This is a genomic window from Oscillibacter hominis, from assembly GCF_014334055.1.
Taxonomy (GTDB): domain Bacteria; phylum Bacillota; class Clostridia; order Oscillospirales; family Oscillospiraceae; genus Oscillibacter; species Oscillibacter hominis.
Genome location: NZ_CP060490.1, coordinates 2753335 through 2776815 on the forward strand (window position 1 = coordinate 2753335; position 23481 = coordinate 2776815).

Sequence of the window (23481 nt, forward strand, 5' to 3'; positions counted from 1 at the left end):
TACAATTGAATGTAGAGAACGATGTCTCCCGCTAATGCGGGGAAAGGAGCAAGATGAAGAATCTGACACGCATCGTGTCCCTTCTTCTGGCTCTTGCCATGTGCGCTGCACTCCTTGGCTGTGGAGGCGGCAGCACAGAAGCAGATCCGGAAGCAAGCACGGACATCGGCTCTGCCGTGAATACCCCCAGTGATGAAATCACCGTGGGTATCGCTCAAGATCTGGACGACAGTCTTGACCCGCACCTTGCGGTGTATGCAGGAACCAAGGAGATCTTGTTTAACGTATTCGAGGGGTTGGTAAAGCCCACCCCCGACGGAGAACTCGTCCCTGCGGTTGCTGAAAGCTGTGAGGTGTCCGAGGATGGAACGGTCTATACCTTCACGTTGCGTGAAGGCATCCGGTTCCACGACGGACGGGCAGTAACTGTGGACGATGTAATCGCATCCATTGAACGCTGCGCCGACGACTCGGAGGGTAAAACGCCCCTGGTCCCGGCGTTTTCTGTTATCCAGTCGGCAGTAGCCGCCGACGACCGCACGGTCGTCATCACCATCGACCAGCGCAACAATGAGTTCCTCTCCTATCTGACCACGGCAATTTTGCCCAAGGACTACCCGGAGCAGGACACCGCCCCCGTGGGTACCGGCCCCTTCCGCTTTGTCTCCCGCAGCGCCCAGGACTCCATCGTGCTGGAGCGCTTTGACGACTACTGGGGCGACAAGGCGGCGCTCAGCAAGGTGACGTTCAAAATCATGGAGAGCGCGGACGCTCTGGTGCTGGCCCTGCAGGGCGGCTCCATCGACCTGTGCGCCCACCTGACGGCGAACCAGGCCGCCCAGCTGGGAGACGGGTTCAACATCCTGGAGGGCACCATGAACCTGGTCCAGGCCCTGTACCTGAACAACGCCGAAAAGCCCTTTGACAACCAGCTGGTACGGCAGGCCCTCAGCTATGCCGTGGATCCCCAGCAGGTGATGGATATGATTGCCGACGGCCACGGCAAAGAGGTGGGCAGCTCCATGTACCCGGCTTTCACCAAGTACTTCGTGGAGGAGCTCAATGACTACTATACCTACGATCCCGCCAAGGCCAGGGAGCTGCTGGCCCAGGCAGGGTACCCAGATGGGTTCGAAATGACCATCACTGTGCCCTCCAACTATCAGCCCCATGTGGATACCGCCCAGGTGCTGGTGGAGCAGCTGAAGGCGGTGGGTGTCACCGCCACCATTGAGCGGGTGGACTGGGGGACCTGGGTGTCCCGTGTCTACACAGACCGGCAGTTCCAGTCCACGGTGGTGGGCGTGGACGCCAGCAATATGACGGCCCGGGCCATGCTGGAGCGGTTTACCAGCGACGCCAGCGACAACTTTATCAACTATGAGAACCCCGAGTACGACCAGCTCTTCGCCCAGGCCATAGCCGCCGGGGACGATCAGAAGCAGACAGAGCTCTACAAGCAGATGGAGGCTGTGCTCACCGAGACCGCGGCAAACGTCTACATCCAGGATATGGCGGACCTGGTGGCCATCTCCAAGGACCTGGAGGGCTACCGGTTCTATCCCATCTACGTGATGGACCTGTCCACCGTGCGGTACGCGGGATAATTTGAGGAGGCGACGACCATGAAACATGCAGCGCGCAAGCTTGCCATGCTGCTCATCACCATGGTGGCCGTCTCCTTTTTTGCCTTTTTGGCCTTCCAGGTCCTCTCCGGCGACCCGGCCACCCAGATGTTAGGCACCCAGGCCACGCCGGAAAGGGTAGAGGCGCTGCGCCATGAGATGGGGTTGGACCGCCCCTTCCTCCTGCGCTACGGCGAGTGGCTGGCCGGTTTTTTCATTGCCCAGCTGGGCACCTCTTACAGCTATGGCGTGCCGGTGGCGGAGTTGGTGGGCCAGAAGCTGCCGGTGACGGCCGTGCTGACGGCCATGTCCTTTTTGATGATCGCGGCGCTTTCGGTGCCCCTTGGCATCTTCTCCGGCCGCCGCCACGGCGGCGCGTTGGATCGTGGACTGACGGTGCTGAATCAGATAGTCATGGCGGTGCCGCCCTTTTTCACCGGGATTTTATTCACCTGGCTCTTCGGCCTGGTGCTGCATTGGTTCACCCCCGGCGGATACGTGCCGTGGAGTGAGAGCCGCTCCGGATTTCTGGGCTATCTCATTCTGCCGGCCCTCTCCATCGCATTGCCCCGGGCGGCCATGTGCGTGCGGATGATGCGCGGCACCATCTTAGCGGAGCTGCATAAGGACTATGTGCGCACCTCCCTCTCCCGGGGCGGCGACAGCCGCTATCTCCTGTACCGCCATGTGCTGAAAAATTCCGCCGTGCCCCTGGTGACCTTCCTGGCCCAGACCATGGCGGAGATCGTTGCGGGCAGCGTGGTGGTGGAGCAGGTCTTCGCCATCCCGGGGCTGGGAAGGCTCCTTTTGGGCTCCATCTCCGGCCGGGACTTCCCCGTGGCCCAGGCCATCGTGGTGCTGATCGCCTTCTGGGTGGTGGCTGTGAACACGGCCGCGGACCTCATCAACCAGCGCATCGACCCCCGGCTGAGACTGGAGGCGGACCATGAATAGGCGGAAAACCCAGCACTACCTCTTCTGGGGGCTGACCCTCACCGGCGTACTGCTGACACTTTTTATCATCGGCTGGTTCTGGACGCCCTATGACCCCGCGGCCATGAACGGGGCGGAGAAGAACCTGGCCCCGTCACTCCGCCACCTCTTCGGCACGGACCTTTTTGGCCGGGACATCTTCAGCCGCGTGCTCAAGGGCGGCGGCACCACGCTTTTTGTGGCGCTGTGCGCCCTGGCCATCGGCGGCGGCGCGGGGATCACCTTGGGAGCCCTAACCGGGTATTTCGGCGGCTGGCTGGACCGGGGGCTGATGCGGCTCAACGACGTGATCACTGCCTTCCCCAGCATATTGCTGGCATTGGTGCTGATCTCCGTGCTGGGCCCGGGGAAGATCAACCTGATCCTTGCGCTGGGGATTGTCTTCATCCCCAGCTATGCCCGCATGTCCCGCTCAGCCTTTGCCGCCTGCCGGGACAAAAACTATGTGATCAGCGCCCGGCTGATGGGGGCGGGCAGCAGCAGGATCCTCCTTGGCCACATCCTGCCCAACACAGGCGCGGTGCTGCTGCCGGCCGTCACCATCGGGTTCAACAATGTGGTGCTGGCGGAGGCGTCCATGAGTTACCTGGGGATCGGCATCACGCTGCCGGACACCTCCCTGGGCTACATGCTCTCCGACTCCCAGCAGTACCTCTCCGCCTCACCCTGGTATGCCCTCTGTACCGGCGGCACCATTGTGCTGCTGATTTTGGGCGTGGGCCTCATCGGCGAGGGGCTGCAGCGCCGGAGCAGGGAGGGATAGCGGATGCCGCAGGAAGGGAGCCGCAGGAGGTGGAGAAATGCTGAAAATTGAAGACCTGCACGTCAAGTTCCACGCCCGGGACCGGGAGGCCGTGGGCGGGATCAGCTTCTCCATTTCGGACGGGGAAATCCTGGGCCTGGTGGGCGAATCCGGCTCAGGGAAGTCCGTGACGGCCATGACGGTTGCGGGCCTTTTGAACCGGGAAAAGGCGGATGCCCGGGGCCGCGTCCTGTTGGACGGCACCGACCTGCTGACCCTGAACGAACAGGAGATGCGCCGTCTGCGGGGCAAAGAGATCGGCGTGGTCTTCCAGGAGCCCCAAAGCTGCATGGATCCGCTGATGAAGGTGGGAACGCAGGTGGAGGAGGCGCTGCGCATTCACACCCACGCCTCCCCCGCGGAGCGCCGTCGGGCTGCCCTCCGCGGGCTGGAGCAGGTGGAGCTTGGCGATGTGGAAACCGTGTACGGCAAATACCCCCATGAGCTCTCCGGCGGGCAGCTCCAGCGGGCCATGATCGCCGCGGCCATTTTGACCCGGCCCAAGCTGCTGCTGTTGGATGAGCCCACCACGGCCCTGGATGTGACCATCCAGGCCCAGATACTGGAGCTTTTGAAAAAGCTGAACCGGGAGCAGGGCATCTCCATGCTGTTCATCTCCCACAACCTACAGGTGGTGCGCAGGCTGTGCTCCCGTGTGGTGGTGATGCAGCGGGGACATATTGTGGAGGCGGGGGAGACGGAGCAGGTCTATGCCAGCCCCCGGGACGCCTACACCCAAAAACTGATCGCCGCCATCCCAAGGCGGGAGAGGAGGGAGCTGTGAAGGAGGAATTGGTGCTGAAGGTGGACCACGTGTTCAGCAGCTACCGCCGCCGCGGCCTCTCCCGCAGCCGCCAGGAGGTGCTGCGGGACGTGTCGTTTTCCGTCCGCCAGGGGGAGATTCTGGGCCTGGTGGGGGAGTCTGGCTCCGGCAAGTCCACCCTGGCCAAGGTGATTTTGGGCCTGGTCCGCCCGGACGCGGGGGAAGTGGTCCACTACACCAAGCGGCCCCAAATGATCTTTCAGGATCCCTACAGCTCCCTGAACCCTGCAAGGACGGTGGAGTGGATCCTCGAGGAGCCGCTGCGCATCTATGGCAAGTACGACGCTATGGAGCGGCGCCGCAGGGTGCGGGACATCCTCGGCCGTGTGGAGCTGGGGGAGGAGGTGTTGGGGTCCAGGCCCTCCGAGCTCTCAGGGGGCCAGCGCCAGCGGGTGTCCATTGCCGTGGCACTGATCCAGCGGCCCCGGTTTTTGATTGCCGATGAGCCGGTCTCCGCCCTGGATGTGACCATCCAGGCTCAGATTCTAAGGCTGCTGCGGGACCTGCGCCGGGAGCTGAACCTCAGTTTCCTCTTCGTCTCCCACGACCTCAATGTGGTCTATCAGCTGTGCGACCGGGTGCTGGTGATGGAAAACGGCTCCATTGTGGAGGAGGGCCTGGTGGACGATCTCTTTGACCATCCCCGGCATCCCTACACGAAACAGCTCCTGGCAGCGGCTCAATAGTATAAAAGGACGGAACCTAAGTTCCGTCCTTTTTGTCTTTCTGAAAGCTTTTCCAAAGCATGTTTGCGCCCACATAGAGCAAGAATAAGCCAAAGGGCTTGCGCAGAAGCTCTACCTCCACAGCGGTGGCGATCCAGGCACACGCCAGCGCAGCCGCCACGCCCCAGGGGGCCGCGGCGCGGATGGTGGGCTTATCCAAAAAGTCGTTTTTCCAGTGGGAGTACAGCGCCGCGGCGGCGGTGGGCAGGAAAAACAAAAGATTGATGCCCTGAGCGGTCTGCTGGGGTACGTCCAAAAAGAGGGTCATCAAAAGCAGCAGCAGCGTGCCGCCGCCGATCCCCCAGGAGGAGACCATTCCCGTGAATGCGCCGCACAGGACCGGCAGCACCCACTTCACAGAAGGTAGCGCACGCCGCCGTAGAGCAGGAACAGCCCAAAGGCCCGCCGCAGCCAGATGGTGGGGATTTTCCCGTAGAACCGGCCGCCCACAAAGCCGCCCACCGCTCCGCCCGCCAGATAGGGCAGCGCGGTCAGGAAGGAAAGGCCGCCGCGGAAGAAGTACACGGCTGCCGATACACAGCAGATGGGCAGGATAACCGCCACACAGGTGGCGAAGAGCCGCCGGTCTTTCAACTGTCCCGACAAGAGGGGCAAAAAGATCATGCCGCCACCGCCTCCGAAAAGCCCGTTCACCGCCCCCGCGGACGCGCCCGCCAGCCGGGCCTTCCACACATTGCTCAATGCGTTCACCTCCAGACTATGTAGGCGGCGTATGTTCTGCGGGAGAAGGCGTGAAAGAAGGGAAGGTCTCTGCTTTCACGCACACTCTCCCGCTGTCGGAAAAGGGCAGTTACTTCAGCTTGAAGCTCTTGCAGTCGGTGCACTGGTCCTGAGTGGGGTTGCCCTCATGGGTGCCCACCATAATGGAATCCAGGCCGCAGTAGTCGGCTTCCTGGCAGTGGTTGGCGCAGTTGTTCACGGTGCACTTGATGCTGGTGTTGGGAGTGCAGGCGCAGCCGCCGTTGGTGCAATCTTTCGTCATGGAAGGTTCCTCCTGAAGAAAATGTTTTGGCTTTCGCCAAAGCATAGTCTGTGCGGAGGCGGTCAAACTATGCGCTGGAAAATATCATTTTCCGCCAGTGAGTCTTCCGCAGCATGCGTCGCCGCCGCGTTTCAGCCCTCCGGACTGTCCACGGCCAGAAGGCCGTTCAGCTCCGCGCACTCCTCCGTGCTGAGGGCAAAAAAGCTGTTGTGGATGGAGAGCGACCGCACCGCCGGATTGTAGAGAAGACAGAGCTGATCGCCATTTTTCAGATGGAGGAGCAGCTGCCGCTGATGGCCGTTCCAGAGCTTGTGGGCCCGGTCATAGATGGTCCAGTCGTCTTTGTCCAGCCCGTCGTAGTGCATGGACTCCCCGTCCAGATAAACCTCCCGGGTGCCGTAGGTCTCATACCACAAATCTGAAAAACGCTGCTCATGGGCCTTGGCCCCCATGTCCTCCCGTCCCGAAAAGAGGTTTAACAGACGGGAGATGTCCTCCTCGCCGGACAGGACGGTCACCGGGCGGTCGTCGCCGGTGGTCACGTCGATGGACTGCACCGAGTCGGAGCGAATGCCGTAGGCGTCGAAAATCTCCGTGGAGGCCGCGCCGGGCTCCGACACGTCGGTTCTCCAGGCAAAGACAAAGTAGTCGTAGCGCCCTTGGCTGATCTCCACCACACAGATGCGCCCGTTGTCCGGAAGAGCTGCCCAGCGGTAGACGGCCGCGCCCACAAGGGCGGGATCGTCGCTCTGCTCGGCATAGCCGATCCGCCGGCCGAGGTCCGCCTCCGTCGGCGGGAAGCGATACTCCTCCGCCAGTCCCGCGGCATCCTCAGGCACAAGGCCAAACTCCTTGCGCTGATCGAAGGTGATGGGAAGGTAGAACCGATCGTTCAGGATAAAGCCGTACGCCGCCTCCGCGGTTTCGGAACCACTGGAAGAAGGAGGCTGCACGGCTGTCTGGGAGGGGAGTGTGCCGCCGAACGCCGCCGCGGCCAGCAGGAGGAGGCAGGCGGCAAGGGCCGCCATGGGGAAGGCCCGGGGCTTTTTTTCATAGGAGGCGGCCTCCGCGATGTGGGCGGGGCTTAAAAAACCCATGGCCTCCGCAAGATCTGTTTTATCCATCGTATACCCCCTGTTCCAACAGATGCCGCCGCAGCTTTTCCCAGATGCGGGAGAGCCGGACGGACACATTGTTTTTCGAGATGTGAAAGGCCCTGGACAACTCTTCCACAGAGTCGCCGAACCAGTACCGGCGCACAAAAAGCACCCGGCTCTCCCGGTCCAGCGTATCCAAAAAGCGGTCGATCTCCCGGCCCAGCTCCCTTGCCGCCCAGAGCGCCTCCGTGGAACTGGTTCCCAACGTCTCCGCCAGCTCCTCCATGGAGCGGTCAAAGGAGCTGTCCCGCTTGCGGGCCGAATCATCGCGCCGCCTTTTCAGCGACAGGTTCCGGCACACGGCGCACACATAGGCGCAAAGAGGGTCGGGCCTCTCAGGCGGGATGGCGTTCCAAAGGGCAAGATACGTATCGTTGATACACTCCTGGGCGTCTTCTCCGCTTGGCAGGAGATTGGATGTGATGCAGCGCAGCAGCGCGCCGTATTTGGCGGCCAGCTCCTCCAGCGCCCGCTCTGACCGGTCGAAGAGCAGCGCGATAATCTGCGCGTCCTCCATGGTTCCACCTCCCTCTATGAGATATCTACCGGTTTGAAGGCTGATCTTACAAAAAAGCCGGCAGCTAAAATTAGCCGCCGGCAATTAGTCAACCAATATGCAGCAGCATATGGGCGAACTGGAAGTAGATCAGCAAAGAGATGGCGTCCACAATGGTGGTGATAAAGGGAGAGGCCATCACCGCCGGGTCAAAGCCTAACTTTTTGGCAAGCATGGGCAGCGTGCAGCCCACCAGCTTGGCGCACAGCACCGTGCACACCAAGGTCAGGCAGATTACCGCCGCAACCAGGGGCGTCACCGCAGGGTTCTGGAACAGAAGATGGTCCACCAGGATCAGCTTGACGAAATTGGCCGCAGCCAAAACCACGCCGCAGAGGACGGAGACACGGATCTCCTTCCAGATCACACGCAGCAGGTCGGAGAATTCGATCTCGCTCAGGGAGATGCCGCGGATCACGGTTACCGACGCCTGGGAGCCGCAGTTCCCGCCGGTGTCCATCAGCATGGGGATGTAGGCGGTGAGCACGGCAAAGGCCTCCAGGGCATTTTCAAAGCTGCTGATGATCTGGCCGGTGAAGGTGGCGGAAATCATCAGCAGCAGCAGCCAGGGGATGCGCGCTTTGAAGGTCTCCACAATGCCGGTCTTCAGATAGGGCTTGTCGGAGGGCGTGATGGCGGCCATCTTTTCGATGTCCTCCGTGACCTCCTCCTGCAGGACATCCATGGCGTCGTCCACAGTGACGATGCCCACCAGGCGGTTTTCCGTGTCCACCACGGGCAGGGCCAGAAAGCCGTATTTGCTCAAAGAGCGGGCGGCCAGTTCCTGGTCGTCCAAGGTGGAGACGGAGACGAAGTTGGTCTGCATGATGTCCTCGATGACGTCATCCTCCTCCGCCAGCAGCAGCGTGCGGATGGAGACCAGCCCGATGAGGTGGCGGCCCTCGTCGATGACATAGGACACGTTGATGGTTTCCTTATCCGGGCCGGTGCGGCGGATGCGCTTGAAGGCGTCTTCCACCGTCATGTCCCGTTTCAAATCCACGAACTCCGTGGTCATAATGCTGCCCGCGGAGTCCTCCGGGTACTTTAAAATCTCATTGATGCTTTTGCGCACATCCGGGTCGGTGTGCTTCAAAATGCGCTTGACCACGTTGGCTGGCATCTCTTCCACGATGTCCACGGTGTCGTCCAGGTAGAGCTCATCCAGCACCTCTTTGAGCTCGGTGTTGGAAAAGCCGGAGATCAGCAGCTCCTGCTCGTCGGAGTCCAGCTCCACGAAGACCTCCGCCGCCAGCTCCTTGGGGAGCAGGCGGAACAGCAGGGGCATGGTCTCCTCCGGCAGCTCCTCCATCAGCAGCGCGATGTCCGCCGCCTCCATGGGAAGAAGCATCTCACGCAGCTGGGCGTATCGCTTTCGCTCCATCAACTCCTCAATTTTTTTCAGCAGTTCTGCTTTTTCGGTTTCCCAGTCAAACATGCGCGCCTCCTCCTTTCCAAGCGTAGTTTGTGCCGTCGGGCCCGCGTCATACGGATCGCGCAGCGCATAAAAATACCCCAATCGCTTCCGTCCGGCGCGATTGGGGAAATACCCTGAAAAGCCGCCCAAGAGCGACCGTTCCACCGTTCAAGCTTTAGCCTCACAAGGCGGTGCAGTTGCATTAGATGATACCTTGGTTTCGATATCGCCTGTTCAAACCCTCTCATGATGTCTCCATCACTCTGCGGCAGCAACCCATATCCCTGTGGTAGCCTTACCTACCGGACAGTATTCACTTTGCTGTTTCAGTCTATGCCAAAAATTTGACCATGTCAACCCTGCTTTCAGCAAAAATGTACATTTTTCAGAAGTAAGTGGGCAAAGTTCACAAAAAGCCCCTTTTTCAGGCGGAAAAAGGAATGTTTGAATACAAAAGCCACTTGCCAAACATTTGTTCGTGTGGTATAATAACATATTCCTTTTTAACGGAGCTACAAAATCAAACTTGGGGCGGAGGGGACCGGAATGGGCGTTCACGACGGGCACAGAGAGAAGAAGCGGGAGCAGTTTTTAAACAGCGGGCTGGACTCCTTTGCCGACCACGAGGTTTTGGAGCTGCTGCTCTTTTATGCCATCCCCCGGCGGGACACCAATGAGACGGCCCACCTGCTGATGGATCACTTCGGCACGTTGGACGCGGTGTTCCACGCGCCGGTGGAGGAGCTCTGCCGGGTCAGGGGCGTGGGACGGAACGCGGCCACGCTGATTCACCTGGTCCCCAAGGTGTACAGCCGGGTAAAGCGCTCGGCGGCGGAGAATGAAACCGTACTGAACACCACCCGCAAGTCTGGACGCTATTTGATGGAGCGCCTTGCGGGGGAGACCACGGAAAAACTATACCAACTGTGCCTGGACCGCAAGGGAAAGCTCCTGACCTGCCGCCAGCTCTCCGAGGGGAGCGTGGGCGCGGCGCCGGTCAACCTCCGCAAGATCGTGGAGAACGCGCTGCTCAGCAGAGCCTCCGGCGTGATCCTGGGGCATAACCATCCAAGCGGGGTGGCCCTGCCCTCCCAGGAGGACGTGGCGGCCACGATCCAGGCGCGCAATGCACTGGAGGCGGTGGAAATCCCGCTTCTTGACCACATCATTGTGGCGGATGAGGACTTTGTGTCCATGGCCGAATCGGGCTATCTGTCCCTTTGAAAGAAAACTGCGGAGGATTGCACGCATGCCAAAATTTCAAGTGGTATCTGAATACGAGCCCTCCGGCGATCAGCCGGAGGCCATTGCGGCCCTGGCCGCGGGCGTGGAGAACGGCCTGGACGAGCAGGTGCTCCTGGGCGTTACCGGTTCGGGCAAGACCTTTACCATGGCCAAGGTCATCGAGAAGGTCCAGCGGCCCACGCTGGTGCTGGCCCACAACAAAACCCTGGCCGCCCAGCTGTGCGCTGAGTTCAAGGAGTTTTTTCCCAACAATGCGGTGGAGTATTTTGTCTCCTACTACGACTATTACCAGCCAGAGGCCTATATCGCCCACACCGACACCTACATCGCTAAGGATGCCTCCACCAACGATGAGATCGACCGGCTGCGCCTGAGCGCCACCTGCTCGCTGCTGGAGCGGCGGGATGTGATCGTGGTGTCCTCCGTCTCCTGCATCTACGGCCTGGGCGAGCCGGACGACTTTGCCAAGATGATGATCTCGCTGCGCACCGGGGCCCAATGGGATCGGGATGAGCTGCTCCACCGCCTGGTGGAGGACCGCTACGAGCGCAACGACATCGCCTTTGAGCGCAATATGTTCCGGGTCCGGGGCGACACGGTGGAAATCTACCCCGCCTATTATAAGGACCGGGCCATCCGGGTGGAGTTCTTCGGAGACGAGATCGACCGCATCAGCGAGTTCAACCCCGTCACCGGCGCGGCCTCCCGGGTGCTGAACCATGTGGCCATCTACCCGGCTTCCCACTATGTCACCACCCAGGACAAGATGGACCGGGCGGTGCAGGAGATCCGCCGGGAGTTAGAGGAGCAGGTGAAGTACTTCACGGACAACGACAAGCTGGTGGAGGCCCAGCGCATCCGTCAGCGGACGGAGTACGACATGGAGATGATGACGGAATTAGGCTACTGCACCGGCATCGAGAACTACTCCCGGGTCATCTCCGACCGGCCCGCCGGCAGCGCGCCCATGACGCTGCTGGACTTCTTCCCCAAGGATTTCCTCCTTATTGTGGACGAGTCCCATGTGACGCTGCCCCAGGTGCGGGCCATGTACAACGGCGACCACGCCCGGAAGGACTCCCTGGTGGAGTACGGCTTCCGCCTGCCCTGCGCCTACGACAACCGGCCGCTGAAGTTCGAGGAGTTTGAGCAGCGCATCAACCAGGCCATCTACGTTTCCGCCACGCCGGGCCCCTATGAGCGGGAGCGGGCGGGCCAGATCGTGGAACAGGTGATCCGGCCCACGGGGCTGCTGGACCCGGTGGTGGAGGTCCGCCCGGTGGAGGGACAGATCGACGATCTGATCGCCGAGATCAACCTCCGCGCCGCCCGGGGTGAGCGGGTGCTGGTCACCACGCTGACCAAAAAGATGGCGGAGGATTTGACCGAATACTTCCGCAGCGCCGACATCCGGGTCCGCTACATGCACTCCGACGTGCAGACCATCGAGCGGATGGAGATCATCCGGGACCTGCGCCTGGGCGAGTTCGACGTGCTGGTGGGCATCAACCTGCTGCGGGAGGGACTGGACCTGCCGGAGGTTTCCCTGGTTGCGGTTTTGGACGCGGACAAGGAGGGGTTCCTCCGCTCCGAAACGTCCCTGATCCAGACCATGGGCCGGGCGGCCCGCAACGCCGAGGGTCTGGTCATTCTCTACGCCGACGAGATCACGCCCTCCATGCGCTCGGCCATGGAGGAGACCTCCCGCCGCCGGGAGATTCAGGACGCCTACAACAAGGCCCACGGCATCGTGCCCAAAACCATCATCAAGGGCGTCCGGGAGGTGCTGGAGATCTCCAAAACCGCGGAGGAGGATACCTTGCGGGCCCGGCGTCACCGCAAGCTCAGCCGCCAGGAGCGGGAGGCAGAGATCTCCAAACTGGAAAAGGAGATGCGCCAGGCCTCCAAGATGCTGGAATTCGAGTACGCGGCGGTGCTGCGTGACCGGATCATCGAGCTGCGCGGAGAGAAGTGACGGGCTTTGGCATGCCGCGACCGGAACGCCGCCGCGCCTGACCCGTGCCGGATGCGGGAATAAAGACCGAAAAAGGCCTTGGCGCCGGGAAGGAAGAATCAGATGCGCTATGACTGGCTGGACGAATACCTGCTCTCCCTGCCGGGAGTGGAGAAGGACTATAAGATGGAGTGGCAGTGGTTCCGGTATAAAATCCGGGATAAGCTCTTTGCCGCCGTGTGCTCTCCGGAGGAGAAGTACCACCTCTACGGCGGCCACTCCCTGGTGAACCTCAAGTGCGATCCCCGGGAGGCGGAGCTGCTTCAGGCCCGGTACCCCGAGGTGCTGCCCGGGTTTTACACGGACAAGCGCACCTGGATCGCCGTGCTGTTGGACGGCGAATTGCCGGACGATGTGCTGCGCCGCCTCTGCCAGGAGTCCTACCGCTTGGTGCTTAAAAAGCTGCCCAAGTACGTTCAGCGGGAGATACAGGAGGAGATGTGATGAGGGAAGAGCGGAACCTGCTGCAAAAAATCGTGCTGGTGGCGCTGGCCGCCATGATTCTGGTCTTCGGCGCGCTGACGGCCTATTTCCGCAGCCAGCCCGGCGTGGCGTTCCGGGATCAGCTGCTGCACTATATGGTGGGGCCGGAGCGCGCAGACTATTTCGGCACGGTGGACGGCCAGCCGGTGGAGATCACGGTCACTGCCGGCGCGGGCGTGACTACAGTGGAGGTTCAGATCGGAGAGCTGGTTCACGACCTCTGCCGGGTGGAGTATCCGCTCAAATCGGTGAAGACGGAATACGGCACCTACAGCGGCATCCGCATCTACCGCAACGATACCCTGCTCTTTGAGGGGGCCTACGATCCGGAGCGGGAGATAGACGGCGTTCCAGGCATGCTGTTTGACAGCAGTGGAGAACTTGCCATGAGTGAACTGATCCATTTTGGGTTTTCCACCGGCGGAGACCCCTGGGCGGATTATGAAACGGCCATCCCCAGCATCCTCCAGTTTGCCTTCGGGCCGGAGGAGGCGGTTCGGGGAAGCTGGGGACTCTATGCGGTGATGGTGTTTTTAACGCTGTTGGTGATGGCGGATGCGGCATTTCCCATGGCGCTGTTCCATTGGCGCTACCACTTTTCCGTCCGGAACCCGGAACCCACGGAGTTCTACATCGGGATGCAGTACTTCAGCTGGCTGGTGCTGACGGTCATCCTGCTGGCAGCCTATATCAAAACATTGGGAATCTTTGTTTAAAGAGAGGGAAACGGCTTGGAAGAGACAAAAAAGCAGGGCTTGGCCAGCGCCTATCTTGCCATTTTGGCAGGGGCCGCGCTGTGGGGGATGATCGGCCTGTGGAACCGCAATCTGATGGCCGGGGGATTTTCGCCCTACAGCATTGTGGTGGTGCGGAATTTTGGCGGTCTGTTGCTTTTACTCTTGATTTTTGCCCTCCGGGACCGTAGTGTATTCCATGTGGAACGCTGTCATCTGAAGTACTTTTTCGGCACAGGCGTGGTCAGCGTGGTGCTGTTCACCCTCTGCTATTTTTCCTGCCAGGAGATCTGCTCCCTGGCGGTGGCTTCCATCCTGCTTTACACGGCGCCCTCCATTGTGGTGATTTTGTCCGCGGTGTTGTGGAAGGAGCCTGTGACGAAAAAGAAGCTGCTGGCCCTGTCGCTGACGCTCCTGGGCTGCGCCTGCGTCACAGGGCTTTTCTCCGGCACCGCGACCGTCACGGCCGGCGGCATCCTGCTGGGGCTGGGCGCCGGGTTTTTCTACGCCCTCTACAGCGTGTTCGGCCGCTATGCCCTCTATCACTACTCCTCCATGACCGTCACCGTGTGGACCTTTGTGTTCTGCGGCCTTGGTTCACTGGTTTTCCTCCGGCCGGAGGAATTGGCCCTTGGGTTCGCCCAGCCGGAGATGTGGCTCATGTCCCTTGGGCTGGTGGTGTGCTCCACCGTGGCGCCGTACCTCCTTTACACCTGGGGGCTCTCCCGGGTGGAGGCGGGCAAGGCCTCCATCATGGCCAGCGTGGAGCCGGTGGTGGCGTCGCTTGTGGGCGTGCTGGTATTCGGCGAGCCCATGAGCGTGCTGACTGCCGCGGGCATCGTGTGCGTATTGGCGGGCGTGTATATTTTGAGGTGAGTGCTGTGGCAAAACAGAAGGAAGAAAAGACCAATGTGGTGCGCATTTTGGAGCAGCGGAAAATCCCCTGCACCGTCCATGCCTATGATGCGATGGAAGGGCCGGACCACACCCGGGAATACGGGCTCCATGTGGCCCTGGAGCGGGGCGAGGACCCGGGCCGGGTCTTTAAGACGCTGGTGTCAAGGGGTGCGTCCGGGGGAATCTATGTCTTCGACATCCCGGTGGCGGAGACGCTTGATTTGAAAAAGGCCGCCAGGGCGGTGGGGGAGAAGTCCGTGGAAATGCTCCCCCTGGCCCAGATCAACGCCGTCACCGGATATGTCCGGGGCGGATGCAGCCCGGTGGGCATGAAAAAGCGCTATCCCACCGTGTTCCATGAGACGGCCCTTGGGTATGAGACCATCTTCCTCTCCGCCGGAAAGATCGGCGTACAGGTGGAGGTGGAGCCCCACGCGCTTTTAGCGCTCTTAGAGGCCGGTTCGGCGGACCTCGTCGTGGAGCAGGCTGAGCCCTAAGTGGAGGCCTGCCGCAAAGGCGTCCGCGGACCAGCGGAAATAATAGTCGAAAAAGAGGTTGAGCAGATCAAGCTTGGTGGAGCTGTCCAAAGCCATCTCGTCCAGGAGGCCGCTGAGCTCCTCTTCGTTGTAGACCTCTGCCTCCTGAAGGATGGCGTCGCCATAGGTACCAAACAGCTTTGCATAGACCGGACGCATAGAAAACACCTCACATTACATTTAATGTAATATAAATTATATGGCATAAAAGATCATATGTCAAGGGGGACTTTATGGAGATACTAAAATCGATGGGGGAGCGGCTCTGTGCCCTACGCAAGGAAAAACACATGCGTCAGGCCGACGTGGCGGAACTGCTTCATGTGACGCAGGCCCATTATCAGCGTGTGGAAAAGGGAAAAATCAACATTCCCACCTTGACGTTGTGCTTTCTTGCGGACTATTTCGGCGTGACCACGGACTATCTACTGGGCCGGACGGACGAACGGTAATCCGCCGGCCGGCTTACAATAAAAGGAGAACCAATTTACCATGCAGGATAAAATCATTGTCAAAGGCGCCAGGGAAAATAACCTCAAGAACATCGACGTCACCATCCCCCGGGACAAGTTGGTGGTGGTGACGGGCCTTTCAGGCAGCGGCAAGTCCTCCCTGGCGTTCGATACCATCTATGCCGAGGGACAGAGGCGGTACGTGGAGTCCCTCAGCTCCTATGCCCGGATGTTCCTGGGCCAGATGGACAAACCGGATGTGGACTACATCGACGGCCTGAGCCCCGCCATCTCCATCGACCAGAAGACCACCAGCAAAAACCCCCGCTCCACCGTGGGCACGGTGACGGAGATCTACGACTACCTGCGTCTCTTGTGGGCCCGGGTGGGCACACCCCACTGCCCCAAGTGCGGCAAGGAAATCCGCCAGCAGACCATCGACCAGATCATCGACCAGGTGCTTTCGCTGCCGGAGGGCACCCGCATCCAGGTGATGGCCCCTGTGATCCGGGGCAAAAAGGGCGAACACCACAAGGTGCTGGAGGACGCCAAGCGCTCCGGCTATGTCCGGGTCCGGGCCGACGGGTCCATGTACGAGCTGGACGAGGAGATCAAGTTAGATAAAAATAAAAAGCACAACATCGAGGTGGTGGTGGACCGCCTCATCATCCGCCCCGACATCCGCCAGCGGCTCACCGACTCCGTGGAGACCGCCTCCGCCCTCTCCGGCGGATTGGTGGTGGTGAACCTGCTGCGGGAGGAGAAGGACCTGATGTTCTCCCAGAACTATGCCTGCGAGGACTGCGGCATTTCCATCGAGGAGCTGACGCCCCGGATGTTTTCCTTCAACAACCCCTTCGGCGCCTGCCCCACCTGCACGGGCCTGGGCAGCCAGCTGAAGGTGGACCCGGCCATGGTGGTGCCGGACCCGGGCCTGTCCATCCTGGACGGCGCCATCCAGGCCTCGGGCTGGAACTCCATCCGCTCCGACGGCATCTCCCGGATGTATTTTGAGGCCCTCTCCAAAAAGTACCAGTTTTCCCTCACCACGCCCTTTGCCCAGCTCAGCGACGAGGTGAAGGACATTATCCTCTACGGCACCAAGGGAGAGCTATTGGAGCTGCACTACGACCAGCCCCGTGGCAAAGGCATTTTGCGCCAGCCCTTTGAGGGCATCTGCAACAATTTGGAGCGCCGCTACCGGGAGACCCAGAGCGACGCCAGCAAGCGGGAACTGGAGGAGGTCATGTCCGAGTGCCCCTGCCCGGACTGCCAGGGAAAGCGGCTGCGCAGGGAATCCCTGGCCGTCACCGTGGGGGGGATGAACATCAACGACTTCACCAACCTCTCGGTCACCGATGAGCTGGAGCGCGTCCAGGGCCTGGAGCTGACGGAGCAGCAGCACCGGATCGCCGACCGGATTTTAAAGGAGATCAAGTCCCGCCTGGGCTTTTTGCAGTCCGTGGGCCTCAGCTACCTGACCCTCAGCCGCAGCGCGGGAACGCTCTCCGGCGGCGAGAGCCAGCGCATCCGCCTGGCCACCCAGATCGGCTCTTCCCTGATGGGCGTGCTCTATATCCTGGACGAACCCTCCATCGGGCTGCACCAGCGGGACAACGACAAGCTGCTGGCCACGCTGCAGCGGCTGCGGGACCTGGGCAACACGCTCTTGGTGGTGGAGCACGACGAGGACACCATGCGCGCGGCGGACTATCTCATTGACATCGGCCCCGGCGCCGGCCGGGCAGGAGGCGAGGTGGTGGCCGCCGGTACGCCGGAGGAGGTCATGGCCAACCCCGACAGCCTGACGGGCCAGTACCTCAGCGGCAAAAAGATGGTGCCTGTGCCGGAGCGGCGCCGGAAGGGGAACGGGAAGTTTCTGAAGGTGGTGGGCGCCTGCGAAAACAATCTAAAGCACATCGACGCAGAGTTCCCCCTGGGCGTGCTCACCGTGGTCACGGGCGTTTCGGGCAGCGGCAAGTCCTCCCTGGTCAACGAGATCCTCTTCAAGCGCCTGGGCGTGGACCTGAACCGCATGAAGGCCCATCCAGGCAAGTGCGAGCGGATCGAGGGAATCGAGTATCTGGACAAGGTGGTGGACATCGACCAGAGCCCCATCGGCCGCACGCCCCGGTCCAACCCGGCCACCTACACCGGCGTATTCAACGAGATCCGGGACCTGTTCGCCGCCACCCAGGAGGCCAAGAGTCGGGGCTACGGCCCGGGCCGGTTCAGCTTCAACGTCCGGGGCGGCCGCTGCGAGGCCTGCTCCGGCGACGGCGTGCTGAAGATCGAGATGCACTTCCTGCCGGACATCTTTGTGCCCTGCGAGGTCTGCAAGGGAAGGCGGTACAACCGGGAGACGCTGGAGGTGCGCTACAAGGGCAAGAACATCGCCGAGGTGCTGGACATGACCGCCGACGAGGCGGTGGAGTTTTTCTCCAGCATCCCCCGCATCCGGGACAAACTGCGCACACTGTGCGACGTGGGACTGGGGTACGTGAAGTTAGGCCAGCCCTCCACGGAGCTCTCCGGCGGCGAGGCCCAGCGGGTGAAGCTTGCAACCGAGCTGAGCAAGCGCTCCACCGGCTCCACCATCTATATCCTGGACGAACCCACCACGGGGCTGCACACCGACGACGTGCGCAAGCTTCTGGAGGTGCTCCAGCGGCTGGTGGACGCGGGCAACACCGTGGTGGTCATCGAGCACAACTTAGACGTCATCAAGTGCGCGGACCATATCCTGGACTTGGGGCCCGAGGGCGGCGACGGCGGCGGCACCATTGTCTGCACCGGCACGCCGGAGGAGGTTGCGGCGTGCGAACAGAGCTACACGGGCCAGTATCTCAAAAAGGTGCTGAAGCGGTAAACCGGGGCAGACAATATCCGGGGCCCCCGCCGGACCCATATGGGTTCGGCGGGGAGAGGACGAGCGGCGCAGCGAGGGAGCCGCGGCGTGTATAACCGGGGCGAGGGATGCGGAGCCTGCGAGGACGAGCACCGGCACGCCGGAGGAGGTTGCGGCGTGCGAACAGAGCTACACGGGCCAGTATCTCAAAAAGGTGCTGAAACGGTAGTAAGACTTGAGAGCGGGGAGGCGGCCGGGGTGGAGCTGCGGACCTATCAGCCACACTATGCCAGGGAGTGCGCACAGCTTTTCTACGAGACCGTGCACCGTGCCTGCGCCGGGGACTACACTCCGGCCCAGCTGGACGCCTGGGCACCGGCGCGGCGGGATCTTGCGTTGTGGAACCAATCCTTTTTGGGCCACGACAGCATCATCGCAGTGGAACAGGGGCGGCTCGCCGCCTTTGGGGACATGCTGCCGGACGGCTATCTGGACCGGCTCTACGTCCACTGGGCCTTCCAGCGCCGGGGGATCGCCGGCGCGCTGTGTGACTGCCTTGAGTGGAACTGCGCCGCCCCTTTGCTGCGGGTTCATGCCTCCCGTACGGCGCGGCCCTTCTTTGAGGGGCGGGGCTACCGCCTGGTCCGCGCCCAGCTGGTGGAGCGAAACGGCGTTCTTTTGGAGAATTTTGTGATGGAAAAGCACATTAGCCCCAGTTACACCAAAGACCGCCCAATTGCATAGGATGGCCCGAGGTGATGGGAATGAATTTGTGGCAGGACGGAATTGTCGCCATGCTGGCCGCCATCGGGCTGACGTCGCTGGTCTGGCTGGTGGCGGGCGCCTTTTTGCGGATGAGCCGCAGCCCGGTGATGAAGCCGGTCATGGTGCTGCCGGCCAGCGGCGCCGCCCCGGCGCTTCAGCAGAGCGTCCATGAGCTGGAGCAGCTCCGGGGCGAGCTGCGCGCCTACACGACAATCGTCATTCTGGACTGCGGCCTCACCGAAGAGGCCCAAAAGATCGGAGCGCTCCTCTGCGCCGAGGACCGGGCTGTGGTTCTCTGCACTGCGGAGGAGTTTGCACAAGAGCTGATGGAGAGGGGAAGGGCAGATGGAGGAATACAGCACGCTGGAGGGGACGGTACATAGCATCATCTTCCAGAACCCGGACAACGGATATACGGTGCTGCGCCTTTTGACGGATGAGGGCGAGGTGGTCAACACGGTGGGCTGCCTCCCCTGCGCCGCCCCTGGGGAGCGGATGCTGCTCACCGGCAGGATGGAGGTCCATCCGCAGCACGGGGAGCAGTTTTCCGTACGGGACGCGGAGCGGCGGATGCCTGCGGAGGAGGATGAGATTTTGAGCTACCTTTCCTCCGGCGCAATCAAGGGCGTGGGCCCCGCCACCGCCGCCCGCATGGTGGAGCGCTTTGGCTCCGAAACGCTGGACGTCATTGAGCGGGAGCCGGAGAAGCTGGCCCAGCTCAAGGGACTTACCTCCAAGCGGGCCATGGAGATCGCCCAGTCCTTCCGCAGCCAGATGGAGCTGCGGCGGCTGATGGAATTTCTTGCCCGGTTTGAACTCCCCATCGTGCTGGCCATGCTGCTTGAAAAGCGCTATGGCGGCACAGCGCTGGATGTGCTGCGGGAGAACCCCTATCTCCTGGCCGGGGAGGCCTTTGGGGTGGAGTTCTCCACGGCCGACGAGATTGCCATCAGCCTGGGCATCCCGGCCGACAGCGCCTGCCGGGTGGAGGCGGCCGTCCTATTTGAACTGGACCACAACGCCGACAACGGCCATGTGTTTTTACCAAGGGAAAAGCTGATCGACGCCACGGCCCGGCTGCTGGACTGCGGCTGTGAACAGGTGGAGCAGGCCCTGGATGGGCTGGTGGAGCGCTGCGCTGTGGTGCAGGAGCAGGTGGCCAATGTGACGGCCTGCTACCTGCGCCGCCTCTATGATGCGGAGTGCTATGCCCAGCGGAAGATCGAGCTGCTGCTCTCCGCGGCCGCGGACCAGGGCGGCGGCGTGGAGGAGCTCATCGGCCGCATCGAAGAGGAGCAGGGCATCTCCTACGCCCCGGCCCAGCGCCAGGCCGTGGAACTGGCCGCCCGGGAGGGCGTGCTGCTGCTCACTGGCGGGCCGGGCACCGGAAAGACCACCTCCGTCCGGGGCATTGTGGCCCTGTTCCGGCGGATGGGGCTGGACACCGTGCTGGCGGCGCCCACGGGCCGGGCCGCCAAGCGGATGGGGGAGCTGTGCGGCATGGAGGCCCAGACCATCCACCGCCTGCTGGGCATGAGCTTTTCCGAATCCACTGGTGAGGCCACGTTCATCAAGGGGGAGAAGGAGCCGCTGGAGGCGGACGCCGTCATTGTGGACGAGATGTCCATGGTGGACCTGATGCTGATGGCTGCGCTGCTGCGCTCGCTGCGGCCGGGCTGCCGTCTGGTGATGGTGGGCGATCCGGACCAGCTGAGCGCCGTGGGGGCGGGCAATGTGTTCTCCGACCTGATCCGGAGCGGGCGGATCGCCACCGTTGCCCTGCGGGAGATTTTCCGCCAGGCGGAGCGCTCCGCCATTGTCCGCAATGCCCACGCAGTGAACGAGGGCCGCCTTCCCGCCCTGGACAACGGCCAGGAGGACTTTTTCTTTCTGCGCCGCCGGGACCCGGTCCGCACGGCGGACACCATCGTGGAGCTGGTCCAGACCCGGCTGCCGGAGAAGATGGGTGTCCCCGTGGAGCAAATCCAGGTGCTGACGCCCACCCATAAAGGGGAGGCGGGCACGGTGAATCTGAACCGGGTGCTTCAGGCGGCGCTGAACCCCCGCCGGCCGGACCGGCGGGAGCGGAGCTGGGGCGAGCGGCTGTTCCGGGAGGGCGACCGCATCATGCAGACGAAAAACGATTACGATGTGGTGTGGGAAAAGCCGGACGGCACCGTGGGCACCGGCATGTTCAACGGGGACGTGGGACGCATTGAGCAGATCGACCCCTCTGGCGAGTGGCTGACGGTGAACTTTGACGACCGCCTGGCCACCTACACGGCGGATCAGCTTTCGGAGATCGACCTGGCCTACGCCATGACCGTCCATAAGGCACAGGGCAGCGAATACCGCTGCGTGGTGCTGGCGGCGGTGAACGCTGCCCCGGCGCTGATGGTGCGCGGCGTGCTTTATACGGCCATCACGCGGGCCAGGGAGCTGCTGATCCTGGTGGGGGACGAGACGGCCGTTGGCCGCATGACGGAAAATGACCGCCAGCAAAAGCGCTACTCCGGATTGAAATGGCGGCTGCGGGGAGGGAAGCGTTCGTGAGTTTTCTGGACTTGCTGTTTCCGCCCAAGTGTCCCTTCTGCCAAAAGGTGCAAAACGCGCCGGGCATCTGTCCCGCGTGCAGGCAGTCGCTTCCCTGGGCGGAGCCGCTGGTGAAGGAGGGCGCGGGCTTCGGCCGGTGCGCCGCACCGCTGCGCTATGAGGGCAGCGTCCGCGAGGCGATTCTGCGCTTCAAATTCAACGGGAAGATTTCCGGGGCCGAGCTCTTCGGCGACTTTTTGGCCTCCGCCGCGGCGGAGGCCTTTGCCGGTGAGTTCGACTGCGTCACCTGGGTGCCCGTCTCCCGCAGGCGTTTGAGAAAGCGGGGCTTTGACCAGGCGCAGATGCTGGCGGAAGCCGCGTCCGCCCACTGGGAAGAAAAGCCGCTCCGGCTTTTGCGAAAGGTGCAGGATAACCCCGCCCAATCCGGACAGAGCAGCGCCTCGGCCAGGCGGGCCAATGTGCTGGGCGTCTACGAACCGCTGCCGGAGGCAAGAGGCAGGCGTATTTTGCTCATCGATGATGTGATTACAACCGGGAGCACGCTGGCAGAATGTGTCAAAGTGCTGCGCCTCGCGGGAGCCGAACAGGTGGTGTGTGCCGCCGTGGCGCAGACCACCTTTGCAAACAATGCACAAAACCGCACATAAAAGCGTGGAAATGTTCAAAAAATGTGCTTGCAAATTGCAATTGGCATTTGTATAATAAACTGTACGCGTGTATGCTGCGAAAGCTGCTGAAATAGAGTGGAAACGAACGAATGAGGTGGATATACTATGTGCTCTCTGGCAAAAGACATCGGGATCGACTTGGGCACCGCATCGGTGCTGGTATATGTGAAGGGCAAGGGCGTTGTGCTCAATGAGCCCTCCGTGGTGGCACTGGACAAGAACACGGGCAAGCTCCTGAAGGTGGGCGCGGACGCCCAGGCCATGCTGGGCCGTACCCCCGGCAACATCATCGCCATCCGCCCCCTGCGGGAGGGCGTGATTTCCGACTACGACATGACGGAGCGGATGCTCAAGGAATTCATCCACAAGGTGGCCGGGTTCCAGTTTTTCAAGCCCCGCGTCATCATCTGCGTGCCCTCCGGCATCACCGAGGTGGAGGAGCGCGCCGTCATCGACGCGGGCATCCAGGCCGGTGCCAGGAAGGTCTTCCTGATTGAGGAACCTGTGGCGGCTGCCATCGGCGCGGGCATTGACATCACCCAGCCGGACGGCCATATGGTGGTGGACGTGGGCGGCGGCACCGCGGACATCGCCGTCATCTCCCTCAGCGGCGTGGTGGAGTCCTGCTCCATCAAGATCGCCGGCGACCAGCTCAATGAGGCAGTGGTCAAGTATATGCGCCGCAAACACAACCTGCTCATCGGTGAGCGCACCGCGGAGGATATGAAGATCAAGATCGGCTGCGTCTTCCCCAAGGAAGAGGAGGAGACCATCGACGTCAAGGGCCGCTGCCTGCTGACCGGCCTGCCCCGGGTGGTCACCGTCAGCTCCACGGAGATGATGGACGCCTTTGAAGAGCCGGTGGAGCGCATCATGGAGGCCATCCACTCCGTGCTGGAGCGCACGCCCCCCGAGCTGGTGGCGGATATCTCCACCAACGGCATTGTCATGACCGGCGGCGGCAGCCTGGTTGCCGGATTCGACAAACTGGTCACCGCCCGCACCGGCATCCACACGGTCATCGCCGAGGACGCCATCTCCTGTGTGGCCCTGGGAACGGGCAAGAGTCTGGACTCCCTCAACAATATGCAGGACGGCACCATGAACCTGAGCCGCCGCAAACAGATGAACTGAATGGAAAAGAGGTCTCCCTCAGAAAAAGGGAGACCTCTTTTTTTGAAAATT

Annotated in this window: 25 protein-coding genes and 1 riboswitch; of the genes, 18 read left to right on the forward strand and 7 right to left on the reverse strand. The window is 61.9% G+C overall.

Annotated features, from left to right (window positions below; translation table 11 throughout):
• Nucleotides 1-53: 53 nt before the first annotated feature.
• The 5 genes from H8790_RS13450 to H8790_RS13470 are packed head-to-tail and all read left to right on the forward strand — an operon-like array spanning nt 54 to nt 4929.
• Nucleotides 54-1607, forward strand: a complete 1554-nt coding sequence (locus H8790_RS13450; protein WP_187333023.1) for an ABC transporter substrate-binding protein — start codon at nt 54-56, stop codon at nt 1605-1607.
• An 18-nt stretch (nt 1608-1625) separates the two neighbouring features.
• Nucleotides 1626-2579, forward strand: a complete 954-nt coding sequence (locus H8790_RS13455) for an ABC transporter permease (protein WP_187333024.1) — start codon at nt 1626-1628, stop codon at nt 2577-2579.
• Nucleotides 2572-3381 (forward strand): ABC transporter permease, encoded by an 810-nt coding sequence (locus tag H8790_RS13460; RefSeq protein ID WP_187333025.1) that lies wholly within the window; start codon nt 2572-2574, stop codon nt 3379-3381. Before H8790_RS13455 ends, H8790_RS13460 begins: the two co-directional genes overlap by 8 nt.
• 37 nt (nt 3382-3418) lie before the next feature.
• Nucleotides 3419-4204 (forward strand): ABC transporter ATP-binding protein, encoded by a 786-nt coding sequence (locus H8790_RS13465; RefSeq protein WP_187333026.1) that lies wholly within the window; start codon nt 3419-3421, stop codon nt 4202-4204.
• Nucleotides 4201-4929, forward strand: a complete 729-nt coding sequence (locus H8790_RS13470) for an ABC transporter ATP-binding protein (RefSeq protein WP_187333027.1) — start codon at nt 4201-4203, stop codon at nt 4927-4929. The genes H8790_RS13465 and H8790_RS13470 overlap by 4 nt, the downstream gene beginning before the upstream one ends.
• Before the next feature lie 16 nt (nt 4930-4945).
• Here the strand turns inward: H8790_RS13470 and H8790_RS13475 are convergent, their stop codons facing one another.
• From H8790_RS13475 to mgtE, 6 genes are all read right to left on the reverse strand, one after another.
• Nucleotides 4946-5326, reverse strand: coding sequence for a sulfite exporter TauE/SafE family protein (locus tag H8790_RS13475; RefSeq protein WP_243208519.1), 381 nt, complete (start codon nt 5324-5326; stop codon nt 4946-4948).
• Nucleotides 5323-5670 (reverse strand): TSUP family transporter, encoded by a 348-nt coding sequence (locus H8790_RS13480; protein ID WP_187333028.1) that lies wholly within the window; start codon nt 5668-5670, stop codon nt 5323-5325. Before H8790_RS13480 ends, H8790_RS13475 begins: the two co-directional genes overlap by 4 nt.
• 109 nt (nt 5671-5779) lie before the next feature.
• Nucleotides 5780-5971, reverse strand: coding sequence for a DUF1540 domain-containing protein (locus H8790_RS13485; RefSeq protein ID WP_187333029.1), 192 nt, complete (start codon nt 5969-5971; stop codon nt 5780-5782).
• A gap of 131 nt (nt 5972-6102) precedes the next feature.
• Nucleotides 6103-7095: a hypothetical protein gene (locus H8790_RS13490; RefSeq protein WP_187333030.1), complete on the reverse strand. Its 993-nt coding sequence runs from the start codon at nt 7093-7095 to the stop codon at nt 6103-6105.
• Nucleotides 7088-7645 carry an RNA polymerase sigma factor gene (locus tag H8790_RS13495; protein WP_187333031.1) on the reverse strand — a complete coding sequence of 186 codons (558 nt, stop codon included), beginning with the start codon at nt 7643-7645 and terminating at the stop codon, nt 7088-7090. The genes H8790_RS13490 and H8790_RS13495 overlap by 8 nt, the downstream gene beginning before the upstream one ends.
• Nucleotides 7646-7733: 88 nt before the next feature.
• Nucleotides 7734-9122, reverse strand: coding sequence for a magnesium transporter (gene mgtE, locus H8790_RS13500; protein WP_187333032.1), 1389 nt, complete (start codon nt 9120-9122; stop codon nt 7734-7736).
• A gap of 131 nt (nt 9123-9253) precedes the next feature.
• A riboswitch (M-box (ykoK) riboswitch) is annotated at nt 9254-9415 on the reverse strand.
• A 232-nt stretch (nt 9416-9647) separates the two neighbouring features.
• Between mgtE and radC the strand changes: the two genes are divergently transcribed.
• The 6 genes from radC (at nt 9648) to ybaK (ending at nt 14971) form a co-directional block, all read left to right on the forward strand.
• Entirely contained in the window at nt 9648-10325 is a 678-nt protein-coding gene (radC, locus tag H8790_RS13505; protein WP_187333033.1) for a RadC family protein, read from the forward strand.
• Nucleotides 10326-10350: 25 nt separating this feature from the next.
• Nucleotides 10351-12321 carry an excinuclease ABC subunit UvrB gene (gene uvrB / locus H8790_RS13510; protein ID WP_187333034.1) on the forward strand — a complete coding sequence of 657 codons (1971 nt, stop codon included), beginning with the start codon at nt 10351-10353 and terminating at the stop codon, nt 12319-12321.
• Nucleotides 12322-12423: 102 nt separating this feature from the next.
• Nucleotides 12424-12804, forward strand: a complete 381-nt coding sequence (locus tag H8790_RS13515) for an MmcQ/YjbR family DNA-binding protein (protein WP_187333035.1) — start codon at nt 12424-12426, stop codon at nt 12802-12804.
• On the forward strand, nt 12804-13559 hold the full coding sequence (locus tag H8790_RS13520; RefSeq protein WP_187333036.1) for a hypothetical protein: 756 nt from the start codon (nt 12804-12806) through the stop codon (nt 13557-13559). The genes H8790_RS13515 and H8790_RS13520 overlap by 1 nt, the downstream gene beginning before the upstream one ends.
• Nucleotides 13560-13574: 15 nt before the next feature.
• Nucleotides 13575-14453: a DMT family transporter gene (locus H8790_RS13525; RefSeq protein WP_243208520.1), complete on the forward strand. Its 879-nt coding sequence runs from the start codon at nt 13575-13577 to the stop codon at nt 14451-14453.
• 5 nt (nt 14454-14458) lie between these two features.
• Entirely contained in the window at nt 14459-14971 is a 513-nt protein-coding gene (gene ybaK / locus H8790_RS13530; RefSeq protein ID WP_187333037.1) for a Cys-tRNA(Pro) deacylase, read from the forward strand.
• On the opposite strand, the gene H8790_RS13535 is transcribed toward ybaK, so the two are convergent.
• Nucleotides 14924-15169, reverse strand: a complete 246-nt coding sequence (locus H8790_RS13535; RefSeq protein ID WP_187333038.1) for a hypothetical protein — start codon at nt 15167-15169, stop codon at nt 14924-14926. The genes ybaK and H8790_RS13535 overlap by 48 nt on opposite strands.
• Nucleotides 15170-15243: 74 nt before the next feature.
• On the opposite strand from H8790_RS13535, the gene H8790_RS13540 reads away from it, so the two are divergent.
• The 7 genes from H8790_RS13540 to mreB all read left to right on the forward strand — a co-directional run bounded on the left by H8790_RS13540 (nt 15244) and on the right by mreB (nt 23430).
• Nucleotides 15244-15462, forward strand: coding sequence for a helix-turn-helix domain-containing protein (locus H8790_RS13540; protein WP_187333039.1), 219 nt, complete (start codon nt 15244-15246; stop codon nt 15460-15462).
• Between the two features lie 40 nt (nt 15463-15502).
• On the forward strand, nt 15503-18331 hold the full coding sequence (gene uvrA / locus H8790_RS13545) for an excinuclease ABC subunit UvrA (RefSeq protein WP_187333040.1): 2829 nt from the start codon (nt 15503-15505) through the stop codon (nt 18329-18331).
• Nucleotides 18332-18568: 237 nt separating this feature from the next.
• The gene (locus H8790_RS13550; protein ID WP_243208521.1) at nt 18569-19054 is read left to right on the forward strand and encodes a GNAT family N-acetyltransferase; all 486 of its coding nucleotides are present in this window, start codon (nt 18569-18571) and stop codon (nt 19052-19054) included.
• A 14-nt stretch (nt 19055-19068) separates the two neighbouring features.
• A complete protein-coding gene (locus tag H8790_RS13555) occupies nt 19069-19458 on the forward strand; it encodes a hypothetical protein (protein ID WP_187333042.1) in 390 nt (129 codons plus the stop codon).
• Nucleotides 19421-21628, forward strand: coding sequence for an SF1B family DNA helicase RecD2 (gene recD2 / locus H8790_RS13560; RefSeq protein ID WP_187333043.1), 2208 nt, complete (start codon nt 19421-19423; stop codon nt 21626-21628). The genes H8790_RS13555 and recD2 overlap by 38 nt, the downstream gene beginning before the upstream one ends.
• Nucleotides 21625-22275 carry a ComF family protein gene (locus H8790_RS13565; RefSeq protein WP_243208522.1) on the forward strand — a complete coding sequence of 217 codons (651 nt, stop codon included), beginning with the start codon at nt 21625-21627 and terminating at the stop codon, nt 22273-22275. Before recD2 ends, H8790_RS13565 begins: the two co-directional genes overlap by 4 nt.
• A gap of 126 nt (nt 22276-22401) precedes the next feature.
• Complete coding sequence (gene mreB, locus H8790_RS13570; protein ID WP_187333045.1) at nt 22402-23430, forward strand: rod shape-determining protein; 1029 nt, start codon at nt 22402-22404, stop codon at nt 23428-23430.
• Nucleotides 23431-23481: the final 51 nt, after the last annotated feature.

Coding starts and splice junctions, on each gene's coding strand:
- H8790_RS13450 (WP_187333023.1), top strand. CDS start 54: ATGAAGAATCTGACACGCATCGTGTCCCTTCTTCTGGCTCTTGCCATG.
- H8790_RS13455 (WP_187333024.1), top strand. CDS start 1,626: ATGAAACATGCAGCGCGCAAGCTTGCCATGCTGCTCATCACCATGGTG.
- H8790_RS13460 (WP_187333025.1), top strand. CDS start 2,572: ATGAATAGGCGGAAAACCCAGCACTACCTCTTCTGGGGGCTGACCCTC.
- H8790_RS13465 (WP_187333026.1), top strand. CDS start 3,419: ATGCTGAAAATTGAAGACCTGCACGTCAAGTTCCACGCCCGGGACCGG.
- H8790_RS13485 (WP_187333029.1), bottom strand. CDS start 5,971: ATGACGAAAGATTGCACCAACGGCGGCTGCGCCTGCACTCCCAACACC.
- H8790_RS13490 (WP_187333030.1), bottom strand. CDS start 7,095: ATGGATAAAACAGATCTTGCGGAGGCCATGGGTTTTTTAAGCCCCGCC.
- H8790_RS13495 (WP_187333031.1), bottom strand. CDS start 7,645: ATGGAGGACGCGCAGATTATCGCGCTGCTCTTCGACCGGTCAGAGCGG.
- mgtE (WP_187333032.1), bottom strand. CDS start 9,122: ATGTTTGACTGGGAAACCGAAAAAGCAGAACTGCTGAAAAAAATTGAG.
- radC (WP_187333033.1), top strand. CDS start 9,648: ATGGGCGTTCACGACGGGCACAGAGAGAAGAAGCGGGAGCAGTTTTTA.
- uvrB (WP_187333034.1), top strand. CDS start 10,351: ATGCCAAAATTTCAAGTGGTATCTGAATACGAGCCCTCCGGCGATCAG.
- H8790_RS13515 (WP_187333035.1), top strand. CDS start 12,424: ATGCGCTATGACTGGCTGGACGAATACCTGCTCTCCCTGCCGGGAGTG.
- H8790_RS13520 (WP_187333036.1), top strand. CDS start 12,804: ATGAGGGAAGAGCGGAACCTGCTGCAAAAAATCGTGCTGGTGGCGCTG.
- H8790_RS13535 (WP_187333038.1), bottom strand. CDS start 15,169: ATGCGTCCGGTCTATGCAAAGCTGTTTGGTACCTATGGCGACGCCATC.
- H8790_RS13540 (WP_187333039.1), top strand. CDS start 15,244: ATGGAGATACTAAAATCGATGGGGGAGCGGCTCTGTGCCCTACGCAAG.
- uvrA (WP_187333040.1), top strand. CDS start 15,503: ATGCAGGATAAAATCATTGTCAAAGGCGCCAGGGAAAATAACCTCAAG.
- H8790_RS13555 (WP_187333042.1), top strand. CDS start 19,069: ATGGGAATGAATTTGTGGCAGGACGGAATTGTCGCCATGCTGGCCGCC.
- recD2 (WP_187333043.1), top strand. CDS start 19,421: ATGGAGGAATACAGCACGCTGGAGGGGACGGTACATAGCATCATCTTC.
- mreB (WP_187333045.1), top strand. CDS start 22,402: ATGTGCTCTCTGGCAAAAGACATCGGGATCGACTTGGGCACCGCATCG.